The organism is Pseudomonas sp. Pseusp11, from assembly GCF_047304405.1.
Lineage (GTDB): Bacteria > Pseudomonadota > Gammaproteobacteria > Pseudomonadales > Pseudomonadaceae > Aquipseudomonas.
The window spans coordinates 41,356-59,880 of the sequence record NZ_JBGLZF010000034.1; the positions used below are offsets into that span (position 1 = coordinate 41,356).

Genomic DNA, 18,525 nt, shown 5'->3' on the forward strand with positions numbered 1-18,525 from the left:
ACCAGGTCATCTGAAATTTCCGCAACCTACGGAGAAATTTCAGACAACCTGATGGGCGCGGTGCCTTACCTCAAGAAGACAGGTAAGACGAACGGGTCAGGCCCAGACGCAAGGCATCAAGGAACTGGGTGCGCTCGCTGGCGCTGATGCGGGCACTGGCGCACTTGTCGCGGTAGTGGGTCATCAGCTCTTCCGGCGACAAGTGTACGTAACGCAGCATGTCTTCGATGGTGTCGTGGGTTTCGATACCGGCGTGGTAAACGCTGCCGTCAGCATTCTGATAGATGTTCACCGAATCGGTGTCACCGAACAGGTTGTGCATGTCGCCAAGAATTTCCTGGTAGGCACCGACCAGGAAGATCCCCAGCAGGTAGTCTTCACCCTCGTTCAGACCGTGCACCGGCAGGCTGGTCTCGATGCTCTGCTCGTCGACGTACTGCTTGATCTTGCCGTCGGAGTCGCAGGTCAGGTCTTGCAGCACCGCACGGCGCAGCGGCTCTTCGTCGAGACGGTGCAGCGGCAGGATCGGCAGGACCTGGCCGATGGCCCAGGTGTCCGGCAGGCTCTGGAAGACCGAGAAATTGCAGATGTATTTGTCGGCCAGTTTGTCGTTGAGTTCGTCGAGCACCTGACGGTGGGAACGCTGACGGGCCTTCAACGAGTTGTGCAGACGGCGGCAAACGGCAAAGTAGCATTGCTCGGCCAGGGCTTTTTGCGCCAGGGTCAACTTGCCATCGGCGTATTGGGTAGCCACGTCGCTCATGTAGTGCGTGGCGCGCCAGTAGGTCTCGGTGACCATTTCGATGTCGGTCGGGCCGAGCAGGTCAACCAGCCACTGCACGGTTTCCGGCAGTTCTTCCTTGTTGTCGATCTTCGGCACGTCGTCGTTGTGTTTCTCGACGTCGGTCACCTGAACCACCAGCATCGCGTGATGGGCGGTCAGAGAGCGGCCACTTTCAGAGAAGATGTTCGGGTGCGGCAGGCTCTGCGCGTCGCAGAATTCCTTGAGCATCCCGACCACGACACCGGCGTAATCGTCCATGTCGTAGTTGATCGAACTGGCGTTACGCGAGTGAGTACCGTCGTAGTCCACGCCCAAACCGCCGCCGACGTCGATGTGATCGACCGGCAGGCCAAGGTTGCGCAGTTCGCCGTAGTAACGAATCGCTTCCTTGAAGCCGTGCTGGTAGTCCGCCAGGTTGGCGATCTGCGAACCCATGTGGAAGTGCAGCAGGCGAATGCCCTGGTCCAGGCCAGCGGCACGGAAACGCTCGACCACCGACAGCAGCTGCGCCGCCGACAGGCCGAACTTGGATTTTTCGCCACCGGTGTCCGCCCACTTGCTCGACGCCAGGGACGACAGACGCACACGCAGGCCGACCTGAGGCTTGACCTTGAGCGACGCCGCTTCTTCGATCACCAGACCGACTTCGGATTCTTTCTCGATCACGATGAACACGTTGTGGCCCAGCTTCTGGCCCATCAGCGCCAGACGGATGAACTCACGGTCCTTGTAACCGTTGCAGACGATGGTGCCACCCTTCGGCGCCAGCGCCAGTACCGCCAGCAGCTCAGGCTTGGAGCCGGCTTCCAGACCGATCGATACGTTCTGGGTGGCGATGATGTTCTCGATCACCGCTTCCTGCTGGTTGACCTTGATCGGGTACAGCGCGGTGTACTTGCTCTGGTATTCCAGGCGCTCGATGTTGGCGTCGAACGCACCGGTCAGCTGACGCACGCGGTCTTGCAGAATGTCTGGGAAACGCACCAGCAACGGCAAGGACAAACCGCTTTTGCGCAGTTGGTCGACTTGCTCGAACAGGTCGATAGGCGAACTGGTCGGGCCGTTCGGACGAACTTCGACGCGACCGGCGTCATTGATCGCGAAATACCCGGCCCCCCAATGGCGAATCCCGTAAACACTGCGGCTGTCCGCAACTGTCCATTGGCTGCCATCGTCTTTGCGTGTGCGTCTTACGGACATCGAAGTCCCCTATAAAGAAGTCATAGAGCGTCGCCTTGAGTTCAGGCCGGCGCAGTCTAAAGAATGAAAATGACGTTTCGTCAACGAGGGGGTAGACCTCGCTGACCGCAGTGAGTTTAGAAACCAGTCTTGAACAGGCTCTGTGAAAACCATGGAGACGACGCCAGACCAGAATGAAATCAGGACTGGATCAAGCCGCGGGTGGTTTTCACAGAGGCTGCTAGCCGCCGGACTTCTTCGCTTTGAAACCGTGCTTGATCAGCTCAGCCAAGAGTAGCTCGACATGATCGCCCTGGATTTCGATGATCCCGTCTTTCAATGCCCCACCGGTCCCGCAACGTTTCTTCAACGTGGTGGCCAGTTCCTTGAGCGCGTCTTCGGCCAACGGCACGCCGGTGATGGTCGTCACCGTCTTGCCGCCACGGCCCTTGCTTTCACGACGCACGCGAGCGATGCCGTCGCCGGCCGGGATAACGGTTTGTTTGCAGATGCAGGCATCCACCGGTTTACTGCATTCCGGGCAATGACGACCTGCGTCGGTGGAAAATACCAGGCCACCAAGGGCGGCGAAGGATGCGGCTTTTTTGGCCACCGGCAATCCTCTTGGGAGGACAAAGACTGATCGCAACCTTGGGCAAGGTTATCGACCGCGAAGCCCCACTCAGGCAGGGGCAGCGCTACTGAGCCGGGCACTGCCGGTTCAGCTTGAAAAGGTCGCGCAGTGTAACGGCAAAAAGCCGACTTGCTAAGAGCCAATCGGCGCCAATTTACAGCTCTTTTGCGACGTCATCCCCTTGGGCGCGAAGATAGCGCTTCAGAGCTGCCAAAGAGTCCGGGCAGTACGGCTTTTGCTGGATTTCCAGCAGGACCTGATCGATCGGGATAAAGCGCGCTTCCAGCACCTCTTCCGGTTGCAGGATCAATGGGCCGTCCCACACCGCCGAAAACGCCGAGCACCAGAGCCGGTTGCCGGTATCCTCGAAGAAAAAGTGATCGTGGGCGGTCAGTTCCACACCGCTCACCCCCAGCTCTTCTTCCAGCTCACGGGCCGCCGATTCGGCGTAGGTCTCGGTGGCCAGCACCATGCCGCCGGCCGCCACGTCCCAATAACCGGGATAAATCGCTTTGCTCAGGGTGCGCCGGTGAACGCACAGCTCACCGGCAGAATTGAACAGCATGATGTAGGTGCCGCGCCCGATCAGCCCGCGCTCGCGTAAGTCGGAGCGCACCAGAGCGCCGAGCAGGTTGTCCTGCTCGTCGACCCAGGCGATCTGTTCGGCATCGGAGGCCGCGCGGTGGGCGGCCTCTTTAGCGCTATCTACCATGACTCAGCCCTGATTGAGCAGTTGACGCAAGTCGATCACCGCGGCGTTGGCCCGGGAGATGTAATTGGCCATGACCAGCGAGTGGTTGGCCAGCACACCGAAGCCGCTGCCGTTGAGGATCATCGGACTCCAGACCGGCTCTTGCGAAGCCTCCAGCTCACGGATGATCTGGCGCACGCTGACTGTGGCGTTCTTCTTCGCCAGCACATCGGCGAAGTCGACTTCGATGGCGCGCAGCAGATGGGACAATGCCCAGGCCTGACCACGGGCTTCGTAGAACACGTTATCGATCTGCATCCACGGGGTTTCAACGACTTCTTCGTCAACCTGCGGCACCTGACCGAGCGCCGGGACTTCGGTTTTCAGCGCGGTGTTGAGCTTGACCCGGCCAACGCTGGCCGACAGCCGTTGCGACAGCGAGCCCAGACGAGTCCCTACATCACCCAGCCAGTTGTTCAGGTTGTCGGCGCGGGCGTAGAACAGCGCGCTCTTCTGGTCAGGACCCGACAGGCGTGCCTGATAGCGGCTCAGGGAGTTGATGCCTTCCTGATACTCGGACTCACTGGATGGCAGCACCCAGCTCTTGTTGTCGAAGTTGAAGCGCGGCTCGGCCTTGGCCAGGTCGGCGTCTTCGGCGGACTGCGACTGGGAACGGGCGAAGTCTTTACGCAGCGCACGGCTCAGGTCGCGGACCTGGACCAGCACGCCATATTCCCAGCTCGGCATGTTGTCCATCCACAGGCCCGGCGGGAAACGGTCGTTGGAGATATAGCCACCCGGTTTGGTCAGCAAGGTACCGGCGACAGTCTTGAGGGTTTCCACCGTGGTGTACCCGACCACCATCTGCTTGCCTTCTTTCTCGGCTGCCACCTGGGCATTTTGCTGAACCGGAAAGAGCGCGGGCTCCTGGCTCCAGTACCAGCCCAGCGCGATAGCCACCAACAGGTAAAGGCAAATCAGAGTGGCCAGCGCCCGACTGAACAACAGGCCACCAAAATAACTGCGGGTGGCCGATTTCGGTTCAGCGGCACGCTCAGGCGCGCTGCCCGTGCGGTTCTTCCAGTCCAGCATGGCGATATCCTTTCAATCACTTGAGTTCATCGGTTCGACTACAACCCTACGCCATCGTGCCTTATTTGCCGCGCATTAAATCCTGCGGGACACAGCGAGCCATACAATGACTGCAATCGAAGCCGTCACTATAAATGAAGCACAGCGTTGAGCCTATGCGACCAGTCGGTCGGGAACTGAATGATGTCGCTTTGCAGATTATTGACGCAGGACACTCATGCAATTGAAAAGAGGTGCTAGCATAGAGCCACCAGTCGATCTCAGCATGCACCCTAACTAGTAGTCAGGATATGACCGAGCCAGAAGACCCCAGCCGTGAGCGCCTCAAGCACCACTTTGCCCAGCGGGTAATTCATCAGGCACGTCAGATTCTTGAGATATGGCAACGCCTGCAACGCAACGAATGGTCCATCGCCGACTTGTCGGAGCTGAGCGAGGCCAATCTGCGCCTGCTGCGCTTTGCCGAACGTTTCGAACAACCGGAACACACCCTGCTGGCCCGTCATATCGGCCAGTCGCTGGAGGCCGTCGACGCCAATCGCGGACGCCTGAGCAGCGGATTGATCACTGACCTCAACCGCCTGATGCAGCGCTTGTCCCGCACCGGCCTGCGCCATGGCGATCAGCTCGAACACACCTTTCTGCCACCGCTGCGCAAGCCGATCTACGTGATGCTGCAGGATCACGACCGGGCCGAACGGCTGGCCAAGCAACTTGAATTCTTCGGGCTCAGCGCCCAATCCCTGGGCAGTGTCGCCGCGTTCCGCGCCTCGATGGTCGAGCGGTTACCGGCGGCGATTGTCATGGACGTCGACTTCAGCGGTGCCGGCATCGGCCTGAAACTGGCGGCCGAAGCCCAGCAAGGCCTGGAGCAGCCCTTGCCGTTGCTGTTTTTCAGCTTGCACGAAACCGACACCCCAACCCGCCTCGCCGCCGTGCGCGCCGGTGGCCAGGAGTTTCTCACCGGCACCCTCGAAGCCTCGAGCCTGCTGGAAAAAATTGAAGTGCTGACCTGCGTCGCCCAGTACGAACCTTATAAAGTGCTGATCATCGACGACTCCCGCGCACAGGCCTTGCACACCGAACGCCTGCTCAACAGCGCCGGGATCGTCACGCGGACCTTGATCGAACCGATCCAGGCCATGGCCGAACTGGCGGATTTCCAGCCAGACCTGATCATCCTCGATATGTACATGCCGGCCTGCACCGGTACGGAACTGGCCAAGGTGATCCGCCATAACGACCGCTATGTCAGCGTGCCGATCATTTATCTGTCGGCCGAAGACGATCTGGACAAGCAGCTCGACGCCATGAGCGAGGGCGGCGACGACTTCCTGACCAAGCCGATCAAGCCACGCCACCTGATCACCACCGTGCGCAACCGCGCGGCGCGGGCGCGCAATCTGAAAGCGCGGATGGTGCGCGACAGCCTGACCGGTTTGTACAACCACACCCATATTCTGCAGTTGCTCGAAGACTGTTCATTCCGTGCCCGTCGCGAAAACAAGCCGCTGAGCTTTGCGATGCTCGACATCGACCACTTCAAACGGGTCAACGACAGCCACGGCCATCCCATGGGCGACCGGGTGATCAAGAGCCTGGCGCTGTTCCTCAAGCAACGGTTGCGCAAGACCGATTTCATCGGCCGTTACGGCGGTGAAGAGTTCGCCATCGTCATGCCGGACACCGATATTGAATCGGCCTACAAGGTGCTCGATGAAATCCGTCAGCGCTTTGCCGAAATTCACTACCCCGCGCAACCCCAGGACCTCTGGTGTACCTTCAGTGCCGGCGTCGTCGAACTGCACGAAGGCTCCGACAGCCTGATGATGGCCACACAGGCAGACGAGGCGCTGTACCGCGCCAAGGACGCCGGACGCAACCGCGTGCAAGCCGCGCGGGAGTCAAAGCAAAGTGCCACTTTTTCATCGGAATCGACCGATTCGGTCATAACGCTGTAACAAAAACGCAATAACTTCAGGCACTTACCATTCTGCCGTTGGTAGTCCGCAATGCGCCTGAAGCTGTTGACCAATCTCAATACCCTCCTTCTGGTCGCCGTGTGCGTGGCCCTCGGCGCGACCCTCTGGTGGTCGCAAAAAGCCCTGGAACGCCCCTATCTGTTGATGGAACGTTACTTGGGCCTGTCCCAGCAGTTTCAAAATGAAGTGGCGCGCAACGTCGAGGATTACCTGGCCAGCGGCGATGCCCTGCGCCTGAGCAGCGCCAGCCAGGCCATCGACAGCCTGCAAAAGGAGCTCGGCGAATTACCTCCGAGCCTGGCCGATACCTTGCGCCCCAGCCTGTCGAACCTGGAGGAGTTCAGCAAGATGGACCTGCTGGCCGCCGGCAAACTCGCCGGCGACCCACAAGCCCTGCTGCTGCAAGCCGAGCGCGAGCTCGGTGCCAGCCTCGATCAGCTCAGCCAATACGCCAACGGCAACGTGGCGTACCTGACGCCTTTGCTCGCAGCTTCCCAGCATCTGGGCAAGTTGTCTTTGGCCCGGGACAAACTGGTCAGCAGCGGGCGCAGCGAACTGGCCGCCGATGTCGAACGCGAAGTCGCCAGCATCCGCGTTCAGGCTGAACAATTGAACACCTTGCCGCTGCTGGGGGTGACCGCCAGCAGTGAATCGAACACCGATGACTTCTCCGCCATGATGGGCCTGGAGAACACCGAGAAAGCCGTCGCCGAAGACGCCGGCGTCAGCCTCAAGCGTGAACTCAACAGCCTGCTCACCCGCTACCCGACTGAACTGGCACGCACGCGCGAACAGATCCAGAAACGCGCCGACCTCAGCACCGCGACTCACTTGAAAATTACCGCCGTGCAGCAGGCCATCGCCGGGCTGGAACCGGTAGTGCGCGCCCAGCACGGGCAAATCCAGGGCGAAGTGCGGCTGATGCAGGGCGTGATGATCGGGCTGATTCTGCTGATCGCCTTGCTCATCGATACCTTGCAGCGACGCCTGGCCCGAACCCTGACCAATCTGGCGCCAGCCCTTTCGATCTGGGCCGAGGGCGACTTCAGTCGCGACATTCAACTGGGTGCGACCAACCGCGAACTGCATGACATTCAAGCCTCGCTCAATCGCTTGCGTGCCTATCTGGTCGACCTGGTGGGGACCATTCGCCTCAACGCCGAGCAGGTCGCCGGCAGCAGCCGGACGCTGGCCGAGTTGAGCAACGACCTGCACAGCGGCGCCGAGCATCAGGCCGGCGACACCGCATTGATCCGCGACTCTCTCGGCGAGCTCGAGGCGACGATTCAACAAGTCGCCGGTGACGCCAGCCAGGCCGCGGACGCCAGTCGTCATGCAGGGCTGGCGGTGGAGCATGGTCAGAAGGTCATCGGCCTGAGCCTCACCGGGCTGCATGCGCTGGTGGGTGAAGTGCAAGGCAACGCACAGATGATCGAACATCTGGCCGAAGAGTCGGCGACTATCGGCGGCGTGCTGACGGTGATTCGCTCGATTGCCGACCAGACCAACCTGCTGGCGCTGAATGCCGCCATCGAGGCGGCCCGCGCCGGGGAGATGGGCCGGGGGTTTGCGGTGGTGGCCGAAGAGGTTCGTTCACTGGCGCAGCGCACCGCCGGTGCCACCGCCGAGATTCAGACGCTGATCGCCGGCCTGCAAACCGCCGCGCGGCAATCAGTCGAAGGCATGCGCGCTCAGGTCGAACACGCCGAAGCCACGGCCAACCAGGCCCAGGCCGCCGACGGTGCATTGGATAAAATCGTCGGAGCGATCCAGACCATTTCCGACACCGCCGTGCGCATCGCCGATGTCACCGCCCAGCAGAGCGGCGCTGTCAGCGAAATCCGCGATCACAGTGAGCGGATTCATCAATTGGGTGGGGATAACTTGCTGCGTATCGGCGAGGGGCGTGAGCAAGGGGAGAATTTGCTGGTGCTGGGCGGACGGTTGCATACCGCCGTTCAAGCCTTCCGCGTCTAGTTGCCCCCCTGCAGGAGCTGCCGAAAGCTGCGATCATTTGATGTTGATCCTGGCGGCGGATCGAGCGTTGAAGATCAAAGTCAAAATATCGCAGCCTTTGGCAGCGCCTACGGGAGATCGGCGTAGTCGCATACATTGCACACTCAGCTATCATGCCCGCACCTCCAATACGCGAGATTGTCATGCGCCGTTTGCTCTGCCTGCTGTTTTTAGTGCTCGCCCTCCCGGCCTCCGCCGCCGGGTTGCTGGACAGTCGCCCCAGTTCCACCCTGGGTTCGATCAACAACAGCGCCGACTTTCTGCCGGTGCGCGAAGCCTTTCAGTTGAGCCTGGTAGAAAGTACGCCACAATCGATCAAGCTGCGTTTCGTCGCCACCGAGGGTTACTACCTCTACCGCCATCGCTTCCAGTTTCGCGCAGATCCGGCCGACGTTGGCCTCGGCGCGGCTCAACTGCCCAAGGGCGAACAAAAGCACGATGAATACTTCGGCGATGTCGAGGTTTACCACGGCATTCTCGACGTAGAACTGCCACGCACCGATTCCCGCGCCTTTACGCTGGCCGTGACCTATCAAGGCTGCGCCGACAAAGGCCTGTGCTACCCGCCCGAAACCGAACGCCTGAGTATTGATGGCAGCGGTGCCACGACCACAGCCTGGGGCTGGCGCGAACTGGCGCTGTTCTTCCTCGCAGGCCTCGGGCTGACCTTCACCCCCTGCGTGCTGCCGATGCTGCCGATCCTCTCCGGGGTGGTCCTGCGCGGACAGATCGGCGGTTTACGTGGCTTCAACCTGTCGCTGGCTTATGTGCTGCCGATGGCCATCTGCTTCGCCCTGCTGGGCGCCTTGATGGGCATGTTCGGCGCACAGCTTAATCTTCAGGCGCGCTTGCAATCGGCCTGGGTGCTGGTGCCGTTCGCGCTGTTTTTCGCGGTGTTTGCCTTGGCGATGTTCGGGGTGTTCGAACTGAAACTGCCCTACGCCATCAGCAGCCGCCTGGACCGGATCGCCGGGCGTACCGAGGGTGGCTCGCTGTGGGGCGCGGCGGTGCTGGGCGTGGTGTCGAGCCTGCTGGTTTCGCCCTGCGTCTCGGCTCCCCTGGCCGGTGCGCTGCTATACATCAGCGCCAGCGGCGATGCCTTGGGCGGCGGATTGAAACTGTTCATGCTTGGCCTGGGCATGGGCGCGCCGCTATTGCTGGTGGCGACTGGCGGCGCGGCCTGGTTGCCGAAAAGCGGGCCGTGGCTGATCTACGTGAAAAACGCGATTGGTGTGCTCTTGCTGGGGCTGGCGATCGGTTTGCTCAGCCGAGTATTGCCGGGCCAGATCACCTTACTGTTGATCGGCTTGCTCGCCGGTGGCGTCGGTTTGTTCATGGGCGCGCTGGAGTTTGTCTATAAGCCGCCGAGAAAACGCCTGGGGCAATTGCTGGGGATGTTTCTGCTGTTTTATGCACTGGCCTGTTGGTACGGTGCGTTCAGCGGTCAGTCCGATCCATTCAACCCCATTGGCCAGCCGCGCATCGTCGCCAGCAACGAGCAGCAACCGCAAATCGCCAGCACCTGGCAAACCATCACCACTCCAGCCGAACTGGATCGTGTCCTTGCCGAAGCCAAATCCTCTAGCACGCCGCTGCTGCTCGACTGGTACGCCGACTGGTGCATCAGTTGCAAAGTCATCGAACACGAAGTGCTCAACGATGCCAACGTCGTCGAACGTCTCAAAGGCTATCGACTGATCCGCTTCGACATCACCGCCAGTAACACCGAACAGCGCGCCCTGCTCGACCGCTACAAGCTGTTCGGCCCTCCGGCGCTGATGTTTTTCGGCAGGGACGGCGTCGAACGCATCGATGTGCGAGTGATCGGCGAGATAAACGCTATGGACTTCGCCGAACGTGTTGCGAAAGCAAATGACCGGATTTAATCACCCGGTCACATATTTCGCGCAAACATCGGCCATCGTGCTGCCTATTGCATAGAACTGGACAGTCACAAAGGCTTTGCGGCATAGTCGCCGGGTTCTGACAATTGCACACAGATAACAAAGGAGCAGCAGATGGCGACCCTATTGGTTTTGCACGGCCCTAACCTGAACCTGCTTGGTACCCGGGAACCGGGCGTCTACGGTGCAACCACCCTGGCACAAATCAACCAGGACCTGGAACAGCGGGCGCGCAATGCCGGCCACCATTTGCTTTACCTGCAAAGCAACGCCGAGTACGAATTGATTGACCGCATCCACGCTGCTCGCGGCGAAGGTGTGGACTTCATTCTGATCAATCCAGCAGCTTTTACGCATACAAGTGTCGCGTTACGTGACGCGCTGCTGGCGGTGAGCATCCCATTCATCGAAGTGCATTTGTCAAACGTGCATAAACGCGAACCTTTCCGCCATCACTCTTACTTCTCCGATGTAGCGGTGGGAGTGATCTGCGGCCTTGGCGCCAGCGGTTATCGACTGGCCCTGGAGGCCGCACTAGAGCAGCTTGAAAGACAGGCAACGGCTTGAACAACAAGCGTTAAACGCCCCTGACCGACCCTTGGGAGTTGATGATTCATGGATATCCGTAAAGTTAAGAAACTGATCGAATTGCTGGAAGAGTCCGGCATCGACGAGCTTGAGATCAAGGAAGGCGAAGAGTCCGTACGCATCAGCCGTCACAGCAAGACGCCGGCTCAGCAGTACTACGCACCGGCTCCGATGCATGCACCGGCACCGGCACCAGTTGCTGCCGCCGCTCCGGTTGCTGCCGCTGCTCCTGCGGCTCCAGCGGCTCCAACGCTGAACGGCAATGTTGCCCGTTCGCCGATGGTCGGCACGTTCTATCGCAAATCTTCGCCGTCCTCGCCGTCCTTCGTTGAAGTTGGCCAGACCGTGAAGAAAGGCGACACCCTGTGCATCGTCGAAGCCATGAAGATGATGAACCACATCGAAGCTGAAGCCAGCGGTGTGATCGAATCCATCCTCGTCGAAGACGGCCAGCCGGTTGAGTACGACCAACCGCTGTTCACCATCGTTTGAATCGCGGAGAGCCTTTGATGACTGCGAAGTTGGAAAAAGTTCTGATCGCCAACCGCGGTGAGATCGCCCTGCGGATTCTGCGTGCCTGCAAGGAAATGGGCATCAAGACCGTCGCCGTTTACTCCAAGGCCGACAAAGAGCTGATGCACCTGGGCCTGGCAGACGAATCCGTCTGCATCGGTCCGGCCTCCGCTGCGCACTCCTACCTGCACATTCCGGCCATCATCGCCGCTGCTGAAGTGACCGGCGCTACCGCCATTCACCCAGGCTACGGTTTCCTTGCGGAAAACGCCGACTTTGCCGAACAGGTCGAGAACTCCGGTTTCGCGTTCATTGGCCCGAAAGCCGATACCATCCGCCTGATGGGCGACAAGGTATCGGCCAAGCACGCCATGATCGCCGCTGGCGTTCCAACCGTTCCGGGCTCCGATGGCCCGCTGCCTGAAGACGAAGAAACCGCTCTGCGCATTGGTCGCGAAGTCGGTTACCCGGTGATCATCAAAGCCGCTGGCGGCGGTGGTGGTCGTGGCATGCGCGTGGTGCACAAAGAAGAAGACCTGATCTCCTCGGCGAAACTGACCCGCTCCGAAGCGGGCGCAGCGTTCGGCAACCCGATGGTCTATCTGGAAAAATTCCTGACCAACCCACGTCACGTGGAAGTTCAGGTGCTTTCCGACGGTCAGGGCCACGCCATCCATCTGGGCGACCGCGACTGCTCGCTGCAACGTCGCCACCAGAAGGTTCTCGAAGAAGCGCCGGCACCGGGCATCGACGAGAACGCGCGCGAGGAAGTCCTCGCCCGTTGCGTCAAGGCTTGCATCGACATCGGCTACCGTGGCGCAGGCACTTTCGAGTTCCTGTACGAGAACGGCCGCTTCTACTTCATCGAGATGAACACTCGTGTCCAGGTAGAGCACCCGGTATCGGAAATGGTCACCGGCATCGACATCGTCAAGGAGATGCTCAGCATCGCCGCCGGCAACAAGCTGTCGTTCACCCAGGATGACGTGGTCATCCGCGGTCACGCGCTGGAATGCCGGATCAACGCCGAAGACCCGAAAACGTTCATGCCAAGCCCAGGCACGGTCAAGCATTTCCACGCACCAGGCGGCAACGGCGTTCGCGTCGATTCGCACCTGTACAGTGGCTATGCCGTTCCGCCGAACTACGACTCGTTGATCGGCAAGCTGATCACCTACGGCGCAACCCGTGACGAAGCCATGGCGCGCATGCGCAATGCGCTGGACGAAATCGTTGTCGACGGGATCAAGACCAACATCCCGCTGCACCGTGATCTGACCCGTGACGAAGGCTTCTGCAAAGGGGGGGTGAACATTCACTACCTCGAGCACAAGCTGGCTGGCGACAAGCACTAAGCTTCAGCCGGAACATGACAAGGCCGCCTTCGGGCGGCTTTGTTGTTTCTGGAGATGCCGCCCAGAAACCTTGTGGCGAGGGAGCTTGCTCCCGCTCGGTTGCGCTGCAGCCGCAAGACCATTCATCCGGGTTGTGTCAGACAGAGCCGTATCTGCCATTTTGGGACCGCTTCGCGCTCCAGCGGGAGCAAGCTCCCTCGCCACAGAGACCGACGTCTCCGCTATCGGATGGCAACCCGGTCGTCTTCTGCCGCGCGCTCGCGTAAACTTGCGCGCTTCTCGCAGCCCGCTAGGCTGCAATCTATATTTTTCAAAGGTGCCCGCCATGCCTTGGCTGCAAGTCCGTCTCGCCATCAGCCCAGAACAAGCCGAAACCTACGAAGACGCTTTCCTTGAAGTGGGCGCCGTGTCGGTGACCTTCATGGACGCCGAAGATCAGCCGATCTTCGAGCCGGAACTCAACACCACCCCGCTGTGGTCGCACACACACCTGTTGGCCCTGTTCGAAGGCGGCACCGACGCAGCCAGCGTGCTGGCCCACCTCGAGTTGCTGACCGGCAGCCCGCTGCCCGAGCATCACAGCGAAGTGATCGAAGACCAGGACTGGGAACGCAGCTGGATGGATGGCTTCCAGCCGATGCGCTTCGGCCAGCGCCTGTGGATTGTCCCGAGCTGGCACGCCGCACCCGAGCCTGACGCGGTAAACCTGCTGCTGGATCCGGGCCTGGCGTTCGGCACCGGCACTCACCCGACCACCGCGCTGTGCCTGGAATGGCTCGATGGCCAGGACCTGAAAGACTGCAACGTGCTGGATTTCGGCTGCGGCTCGGGAATTCTGGCGATTGCCGCCCTGTTGCTGGGCGCCAAACAAGCCGTCGGCACCGATATCGATGTGCAGGCCCTGGAGGCCTCCCGCGACAACGCCGGACGCAACAACATTGCCGACGAGCTGTTCCCGCTCTATCTGCCGGAAGATTTGCCGCAGGTTCAAGCCGACGTGCTGGTGGCCAACATTCTTGCCGGCCCGCTGGTGTCCCTGGCGCCGCAACTGTCCAGCCTGGTCAAGCCCGGCGGTCGCCTGGCGCTGTCGGGCATCCTCGCCGAACAGGGCGAAGAGGTCGCTGCCGCTTATGCCCGGGATTTCGATCTGGATCCGATCGCCAATCGCGACGGCTGGGTACGCATCACTGGCCGTCGGCGCTAGAATGAGCGCCTGCATAAACCGGATTGCCGCATGACCGATAGCTTCGTCACCCAGTGCCCGCATTGCCAAACCAGCTTCCGCGTCAGCCATGCTCAGTTGAGCGTGGCCCGGGGAGTGGTTCGTTGCGGCTCATGCTTGCAGGTGTTCAACGCCGCCAGGCAGTTGCTTGAGCAACGGGCCGGCAAGGAAGCGGTAAAACCGGCTGCATCGGCGCCCGTAGAACCGCCAGTGCAGCGAGCCATCAGCCAAAAGCAATGGACCGCGGCCGAAATGGACCTGGACAGCCTGGATCTGGACGAAGAACTCGCCCGGCTCGAACAGCGGGAAATCCAGCCGACGACGGAATTCGGTCGCCCCCGCGAAGACAGCCTCAGCGCTCATCGCGACAGCACCGAACACGACGAAGCCCCTTGGCCCGACAGTCTCTTCAGTGAGTCGGCCGCCGATCGCGCGCAAGCCGCCGACGCGCTGACACCAGCACCGATGGTCGAACCGACGATCGAGCCAAGCAAACACTCGCGCACCGAGCCTTCGCTGTCCATGGAGCCCGTGCCACTGGACGATGAGCCCGAGATACAGCAACTGCGCCTGCATGACCCGCTCGACGCCCCGATCCCTTTTGGCAGCCTGTCGGCGAAAACCGATGACGATGAGATCGACGATGACCTGCCCTCCGTCGAGCCCCTGCGCAAGCGACGCGAACGCAGCGAACCGGCCATGCGCGCTGAAGTGCTACAGGACCTGACCGACGATCCGTTGCAACTGGATTGGCAAAAACGCCGCTCCCCCTGGGGTCGGCGCTTTTTCTGGCTGCTGCTGATCCTGCTCGGCGCCGCCGGCCTCGTTGGCCAATACGTCGCCTACCACTTCGATGAACTGGCGCGCCAGGACCAGTATCGTCCGTGGTTCCAGCAACTGTGCCCGCACATCGGCTGCACAGTGCCGTCCAAGGTCGACATCGCGAAAGTCAAAAGCAGCAATCTGGTGGTCCGCAGCCACCCGGACTTCAACGGTGCGCTGGTGGTCGATGCCATCATCTACAACCGTGCACCCTTCTCCCAGCCGTTCCCGCTGCTGGAGCTGCGCTTTGCCGACCTCAACGGCCACCTGATCGCCAGCCGTCGCTTCAAGCCCGGCGAGTACCTCAACGGCGATCTCGAAGGCCTGGCCGAAATGCCGCCGCAAACGCCGATCCACATCGCGCTGGACATTCTCGACCCAGGCCCCAAAGCGGTGAACTACAGCCTGAGCTTCCATTCGCCCGAGTGAAACACTCAAGCGTTGCAGGCTTGACGGCGGTTTCCTGACTTTAGCCGTTCAAACCAAACCGCTGGCGATAACGAATTAGTTGTTCAGATTTTGTTCAATTCAGCCTTTATCCAGTCATCGAGAGCGGGTATCATGCCAACCCTTTTTCGAACTCTCATGATCCGGCCCCACAACAGGGAAGTCCTATGTCGGCGGTACGCATCGGTCCATATACATTGCACAACGGCTTGATCCTCGCCCCCATGGCGGGTGTCACCGACCAGCCCTTTCGTCAGCTGTGCAAACGATTGGGCGCAGGACTTGTAGTCTCGGAAATGGTCACCAGCGACATGAGCTTGTGGAACACCCGCAAATCGCGGATGCGCATGATCCACGAAGGCGATCCCGAGCCCCGCTCGGTACAGATCGCCGGCGGAGATGCGCAGATGCTGGCGGATGCGGCCCGAGCCAACGTCGAACTGGGCGCACAGATTATTGACATCAACATGGGCTGTCCGGCGAAGAAGGTCTGCAACAAGGCCGCCGGCTCTGCACTGTTGAAAGATGAAGCATTGGTGACCGAGATCCTGCAGGCCGTGGTGGCTGCGGTCGATGTGCCGGTCACCCTGAAGATTCGCACCGGCTGGGACCGGGCGAACAAGAACGGTCTGACGGTGGCGAAGATCGCCGAACAGGCAGGCATCACGGCGTTGGCCGTACATGGCCGCACGCGTGCCGACCTGTACACCGGGGAAGCTGAGTACGACACCATTGCCGCGATCAAGCAGGCGGTGTCGATTCCGGTCTTCGCCAATGGCGATATCGACTCGCCCGAGAAAGCCCGGTACGTGCTCGACGCGACCGGTGCCGATGGCCTGTTGGTGGGTCGGGCTGCCCAGGGGCAGCCATGGATTTTTCGTGAAATCGACCATTATCTGCGTACCGGTGAAAAACTCCCGGCACCGGAACTGATCGAGGTGGAATGTATTCTGCTTGAGCATCTGGCCGCGCTGCATGCCTTCTATGGCGACGTCATGGGCGTGCGCATAGCTCGCAAGCATGTGGGCTGGTATCTCGCAACCTTGCCGGGCGCCAGGGAGTTTCGCGCCCACTTCAATCGTTTGGAAGATACGGAAGCACAATGCGCCTACGTTCGGGGCTTCTTCGCCGAACGCTACAAGAGCCTGACAGGGGACGGAGAAGGGGTGGCCGCATGACGATGATGACCGAGACTTTAGTGAGTGGAACAACACCCGTGAGCGACAACGTGAATTTGAAACAGCACCTCAATACACCGAGCGAAGAAGGTCAGACCCTTCGCGGGAGTGTCGAGAAGGCGCTGCACAATTATTTCGCCCACCTTGAGGGCGCTGCCGTCACGGATGTGTACAACCTGGTGCTCTCCGAAGTCGAGGCTCCCCTGCTCGAATGCGTGATGAACTACGTCAAGGGTAACCAGACCAAGGCCAGTGAGCTGCTCGGACTGAACCGGGGCACCCTGCGCAAGAAACTCAAGCAGTACGATTTGCTGTAAGCATTCAATCAAACCAGAAAGGCGCCCGCGTAAAACCGGTCGCCTTTTTTGCTGACTCCTTTGCTTTTGATGGAAATTGAGATGACCGACCAGACTACCCGCCTGCCGATCCGCCGCGCCTTGATCAGCGTTTCCGACAAGACCGGGATCCTTGAATTCGCCAAAGAGCTCGAAGCCCTGGGCGTAGAGATCCTCTCCACCGGCGGGACGTTCAAGCTGCTGCGCGACAATGGTGTTGCCGCAGTGGAAGTCGCGGATTACACCGGTTTCGCAGAAATGATGGACGGCCGGGTGAAAACCCTGCACCCGAAAATCCACGGCGGGATCCTCGGTCGTCGCGGTATCGACGACGCCATCATGAGCGAGCACGGCATCAAGCCGATCGATCTGGTAGCGGTCAACCTGTACCCGTTCGAAGCCACCATTAACAAGCCAGGCTGCGACCTGCCGACCGCCATCGAGAACATCGACATCGGCGGCCCGACCATGGTTCGTTCGGCGGCAAAAAACCACAAAGACGTGGCCATCGTGGTGAATGCCAGCGATTACGCCAACGTACTGGAAAGCCTCAAGGCCGGCGGCCTGACCTATGCTCAGCGTTTCGACCTGATGCTCAAGGCCTTCGAACACACCGCGGCCTACGACGGCATGATCGCCAACTACATGGGCACCGTGAACCAGGCGGCTGAAACCCTCAGCACAGAAGGCCGCAGCGAATTCCCGCGCACCTTCAACAGCCAGTTCATCAAGGCTCAGGAAATGCGCTACGGCGAGAACCCGCACCAGAGCGCGGCGTTCTACGTTGAAGCCAAGCCTGCCGAAGTCGGCATCGCCACGGCGACCCAACTGCAAGGCAAAGAGCTGTCGTACAACAACGTGGCCGACACCGACGCCGCACTGGAATGCGTGAAGAGCTTCGTCAAACCGGCCTGCGTGATCGTCAAGCACGCCAACCCGTGCGGCGTGGCCGTGAGCCCGGACGCCGAAGGCGGCATCCGTCAAGCCTACGAACTGGCCTACGCCACCGACACCGAGTCGGCGTTCGGCGGCATCATCGCGTTCAACCGCGAGCTGGATGCTGAAACCGCCAAGGCCATCGTCGAGCGTCAGTTCGTCGAAGTGATCATCGCCCCATCCGTCAGCGCAGAAGCCCGCGCCATCGTGGCCGCCAAAGCCAACGTACGCCTGCTGGCCTGCGGCGAGTGGTCGGCTGACCGCGTTCCGGCCTGGGACTACAAACGCGTCAACGGCGGTTTGCTGGTACAGAGCCGCGACATCGGCATGATCGGCAGCGAAGACCTGAAAGTGGTGACCAAGCGCGCGCCAACCGAGCAGGAAATCAACGACCTGATCTTCGCCTGGAAAGTCGCCAAGTACGTCAAATCCAACGCCATCGTCTACGCCAAGAACCGTCAGACCATCGGTGTCGGCGCCGGCCAGATGAGCCGCGTGAACTCCGCGCGTATCGCCGCGATCAAGGCTGAACACGCCGGTCTGCAAGTCGCCGGTTCGGTGATGGCATCCGATGCGTTCTTCCCGTTCCGCGACGGTCTGGACAATGCGGCCAAGGTCGGCATCACTGCGGTGATCCAGCCAGGCGGCTCGATGCGTGATGCTGAAGTGATTGCTGCTGCCGACGAGGCCGGCATCGCCATGGTCTTCACCGGCATGCGCCACTTCCGTCACTGATAGACCGCTCCCCCTGTAGGAGCCTGTAAAAGCTCGTAGGAGCTCGTAGGAGCTGTCGAGTGAAACGAGGCTGCGATCTTTTGATCTGGCTTTTGAAGCAAAGTCAAAAGAT

14 protein-coding genes and 1 pseudogene are annotated in these 18,525 nt (G+C 60.6%); 11 read left to right on the forward strand and 4 right to left on the reverse strand.

The window, feature by feature from the left end; translation table 11 throughout:
• Positions 1 to 70: 70 nt before the first annotated feature.
• The 4 genes from speA to ACCC96_RS23220 form a co-directional block, all read right to left on the reverse strand.
• Positions 71 to 1,984, reverse strand: coding sequence for an arginine decarboxylase (speA, locus tag ACCC96_RS23205; RefSeq protein ID WP_018928415.1), 1,914 nt, complete (start codon positions 1,982 to 1,984; stop codon positions 71 to 73).
• Positions 1,985 to 2,204: 220 nt separating this feature from the next.
• Positions 2,205 to 2,576 carry a translation initiation factor Sui1 gene (locus tag ACCC96_RS23210; RefSeq protein WP_007914613.1) on the reverse strand — a complete coding sequence of 124 codons (372 nt, stop codon included), beginning with the start codon at positions 2,574 to 2,576 and terminating at the stop codon, positions 2,205 to 2,207.
• Between the two features lie 175 nt (positions 2,577 to 2,751).
• On the reverse strand, positions 2,752 to 3,309 hold the full coding sequence (locus ACCC96_RS23215) for an NUDIX hydrolase (RefSeq protein ID WP_019582277.1): 558 nt from the start codon (positions 3,307 to 3,309) through the stop codon (positions 2,752 to 2,754).
• A 3-nt stretch (positions 3,310 to 3,312) separates the two neighbouring features.
• Positions 3,313 to 4,380, reverse strand: a complete 1,068-nt coding sequence (locus ACCC96_RS23220) for a DUF2333 family protein (RefSeq protein ID WP_019582276.1) — start codon at positions 4,378 to 4,380, stop codon at positions 3,313 to 3,315.
• Positions 4,381 to 4,670: 290 nt separating this feature from the next.
• Here ACCC96_RS23220 and gcbA point away from each other — a divergent pair, with 290 nt between their 5' ends.
• From gcbA to purH, 11 genes and pseudogenes are all read left to right on the forward strand, one after another.
• Positions 4,671 to 6,341 carry a diguanylate cyclase GcbA gene (gcbA, locus tag ACCC96_RS23225; protein WP_413697009.1) on the forward strand — a complete coding sequence of 557 codons (1,671 nt, stop codon included), beginning with the start codon at positions 4,671 to 4,673 and terminating at the stop codon, positions 6,339 to 6,341.
• Between the two features lie 1,491 nt (positions 6,342 to 7,832).
• A pseudogene (locus ACCC96_RS23230) lies at positions 7,833 to 8,339 on the forward strand (methyl-accepting chemotaxis protein); the annotation flags it as partial.
• Positions 8,340 to 8,521: 182 nt separating this feature from the next.
• Complete coding sequence (locus ACCC96_RS23235) at positions 8,522 to 10,264, forward strand: protein-disulfide reductase DsbD (protein WP_019650616.1); 1,743 nt, start codon at positions 8,522 to 8,524, stop codon at positions 10,262 to 10,264.
• Positions 10,265 to 10,396: 132 nt separating this feature from the next.
• Positions 10,397 to 10,849 carry a type II 3-dehydroquinate dehydratase gene (aroQ, locus tag ACCC96_RS23240; RefSeq protein WP_007937215.1) on the forward strand — a complete coding sequence of 151 codons (453 nt, stop codon included), beginning with the start codon at positions 10,397 to 10,399 and terminating at the stop codon, positions 10,847 to 10,849.
• Between the two features lie 48 nt (positions 10,850 to 10,897).
• Positions 10,898 to 11,362, forward strand: coding sequence for an acetyl-CoA carboxylase biotin carboxyl carrier protein (accB, locus tag ACCC96_RS23245; RefSeq protein WP_018928421.1), 465 nt, complete (start codon positions 10,898 to 10,900; stop codon positions 11,360 to 11,362).
• A 17-nt stretch (positions 11,363 to 11,379) separates the two neighbouring features.
• Positions 11,380 to 12,738 (forward strand): acetyl-CoA carboxylase biotin carboxylase subunit, encoded by a 1,359-nt coding sequence (accC, locus tag ACCC96_RS23250; RefSeq protein ID WP_007937211.1) that lies wholly within the window; start codon positions 11,380 to 11,382, stop codon positions 12,736 to 12,738.
• A gap of 325 nt (positions 12,739 to 13,063) precedes the next feature.
• Complete coding sequence (gene prmA, locus ACCC96_RS23255) at positions 13,064 to 13,942, forward strand: 50S ribosomal protein L11 methyltransferase (RefSeq protein ID WP_019582270.1); 879 nt, start codon at positions 13,064 to 13,066, stop codon at positions 13,940 to 13,942.
• A gap of 30 nt (positions 13,943 to 13,972) precedes the next feature.
• Positions 13,973 to 15,211: a DUF3426 domain-containing protein gene (locus ACCC96_RS23260; RefSeq protein ID WP_413697010.1), complete on the forward strand. Its 1,239-nt coding sequence runs from the start codon at positions 13,973 to 13,975 to the stop codon at positions 15,209 to 15,211.
• A gap of 185 nt (positions 15,212 to 15,396) precedes the next feature.
• A complete protein-coding gene (gene dusB, locus ACCC96_RS23265) occupies positions 15,397 to 16,407 on the forward strand; it encodes a tRNA dihydrouridine synthase DusB (protein ID WP_018928425.1) in 1,011 nt (336 codons plus the stop codon).
• The gene (gene fis, locus ACCC96_RS23270) at positions 16,404 to 16,724 is read left to right on the forward strand and encodes a DNA-binding transcriptional regulator Fis (protein ID WP_007907419.1); all 321 of its coding nucleotides are present in this window, start codon (positions 16,404 to 16,406) and stop codon (positions 16,722 to 16,724) included. Before dusB ends, fis begins: the two co-directional genes overlap by 4 nt.
• A gap of 81 nt (positions 16,725 to 16,805) precedes the next feature.
• Complete coding sequence (purH, locus tag ACCC96_RS23275; protein WP_019650620.1) at positions 16,806 to 18,413, forward strand: bifunctional phosphoribosylaminoimidazolecarboxamide formyltransferase/IMP cyclohydrolase; 1,608 nt, start codon at positions 16,806 to 16,808, stop codon at positions 18,411 to 18,413.
• Positions 18,414 to 18,525 lie beyond the last annotated feature (112 nt).

Bases quoted from the DNA above. Each gene is read 5' to 3' on its own strand.
- speA (WP_018928415.1), bottom strand. From the start codon at position 1,984: ATGTCCGTAAGACGCACACGCAAAGACGATGGCAGCCAATGGACAGTT.
- ACCC96_RS23215 (WP_019582277.1), bottom strand. From the start codon at position 3,309: ATGGTAGATAGCGCTAAAGAGGCCGCCCACCGCGCGGCCTCCGATGCC.
- ACCC96_RS23220 (WP_019582276.1), bottom strand. From the start codon at position 4,380: ATGCTGGACTGGAAGAACCGCACGGGCAGCGCGCCTGAGCGTGCCGCT.
- gcbA (WP_413697009.1), top strand. From the start codon at position 4,671: ATGACCGAGCCAGAAGACCCCAGCCGTGAGCGCCTCAAGCACCACTTT.
- ACCC96_RS23235 (WP_019650616.1), top strand. From the start codon at position 8,522: ATGCGCCGTTTGCTCTGCCTGCTGTTTTTAGTGCTCGCCCTCCCGGCC.
- aroQ (WP_007937215.1), top strand. From the start codon at position 10,397: ATGGCGACCCTATTGGTTTTGCACGGCCCTAACCTGAACCTGCTTGGT.
- accB (WP_018928421.1), top strand. From the start codon at position 10,898: ATGGATATCCGTAAAGTTAAGAAACTGATCGAATTGCTGGAAGAGTCC.
- accC (WP_007937211.1), top strand. From the start codon at position 11,380: ATGACTGCGAAGTTGGAAAAAGTTCTGATCGCCAACCGCGGTGAGATC.
- prmA (WP_019582270.1), top strand. From the start codon at position 13,064: ATGCCTTGGCTGCAAGTCCGTCTCGCCATCAGCCCAGAACAAGCCGAA.
- ACCC96_RS23260 (WP_413697010.1), top strand. From the start codon at position 13,973: ATGACCGATAGCTTCGTCACCCAGTGCCCGCATTGCCAAACCAGCTTC.
- dusB (WP_018928425.1), top strand. From the start codon at position 15,397: ATGTCGGCGGTACGCATCGGTCCATATACATTGCACAACGGCTTGATC.
- fis (WP_007907419.1), top strand. From the start codon at position 16,404: ATGACGATGATGACCGAGACTTTAGTGAGTGGAACAACACCCGTGAGC.
- purH (WP_019650620.1), top strand. From the start codon at position 16,806: ATGACCGACCAGACTACCCGCCTGCCGATCCGCCGCGCCTTGATCAGC.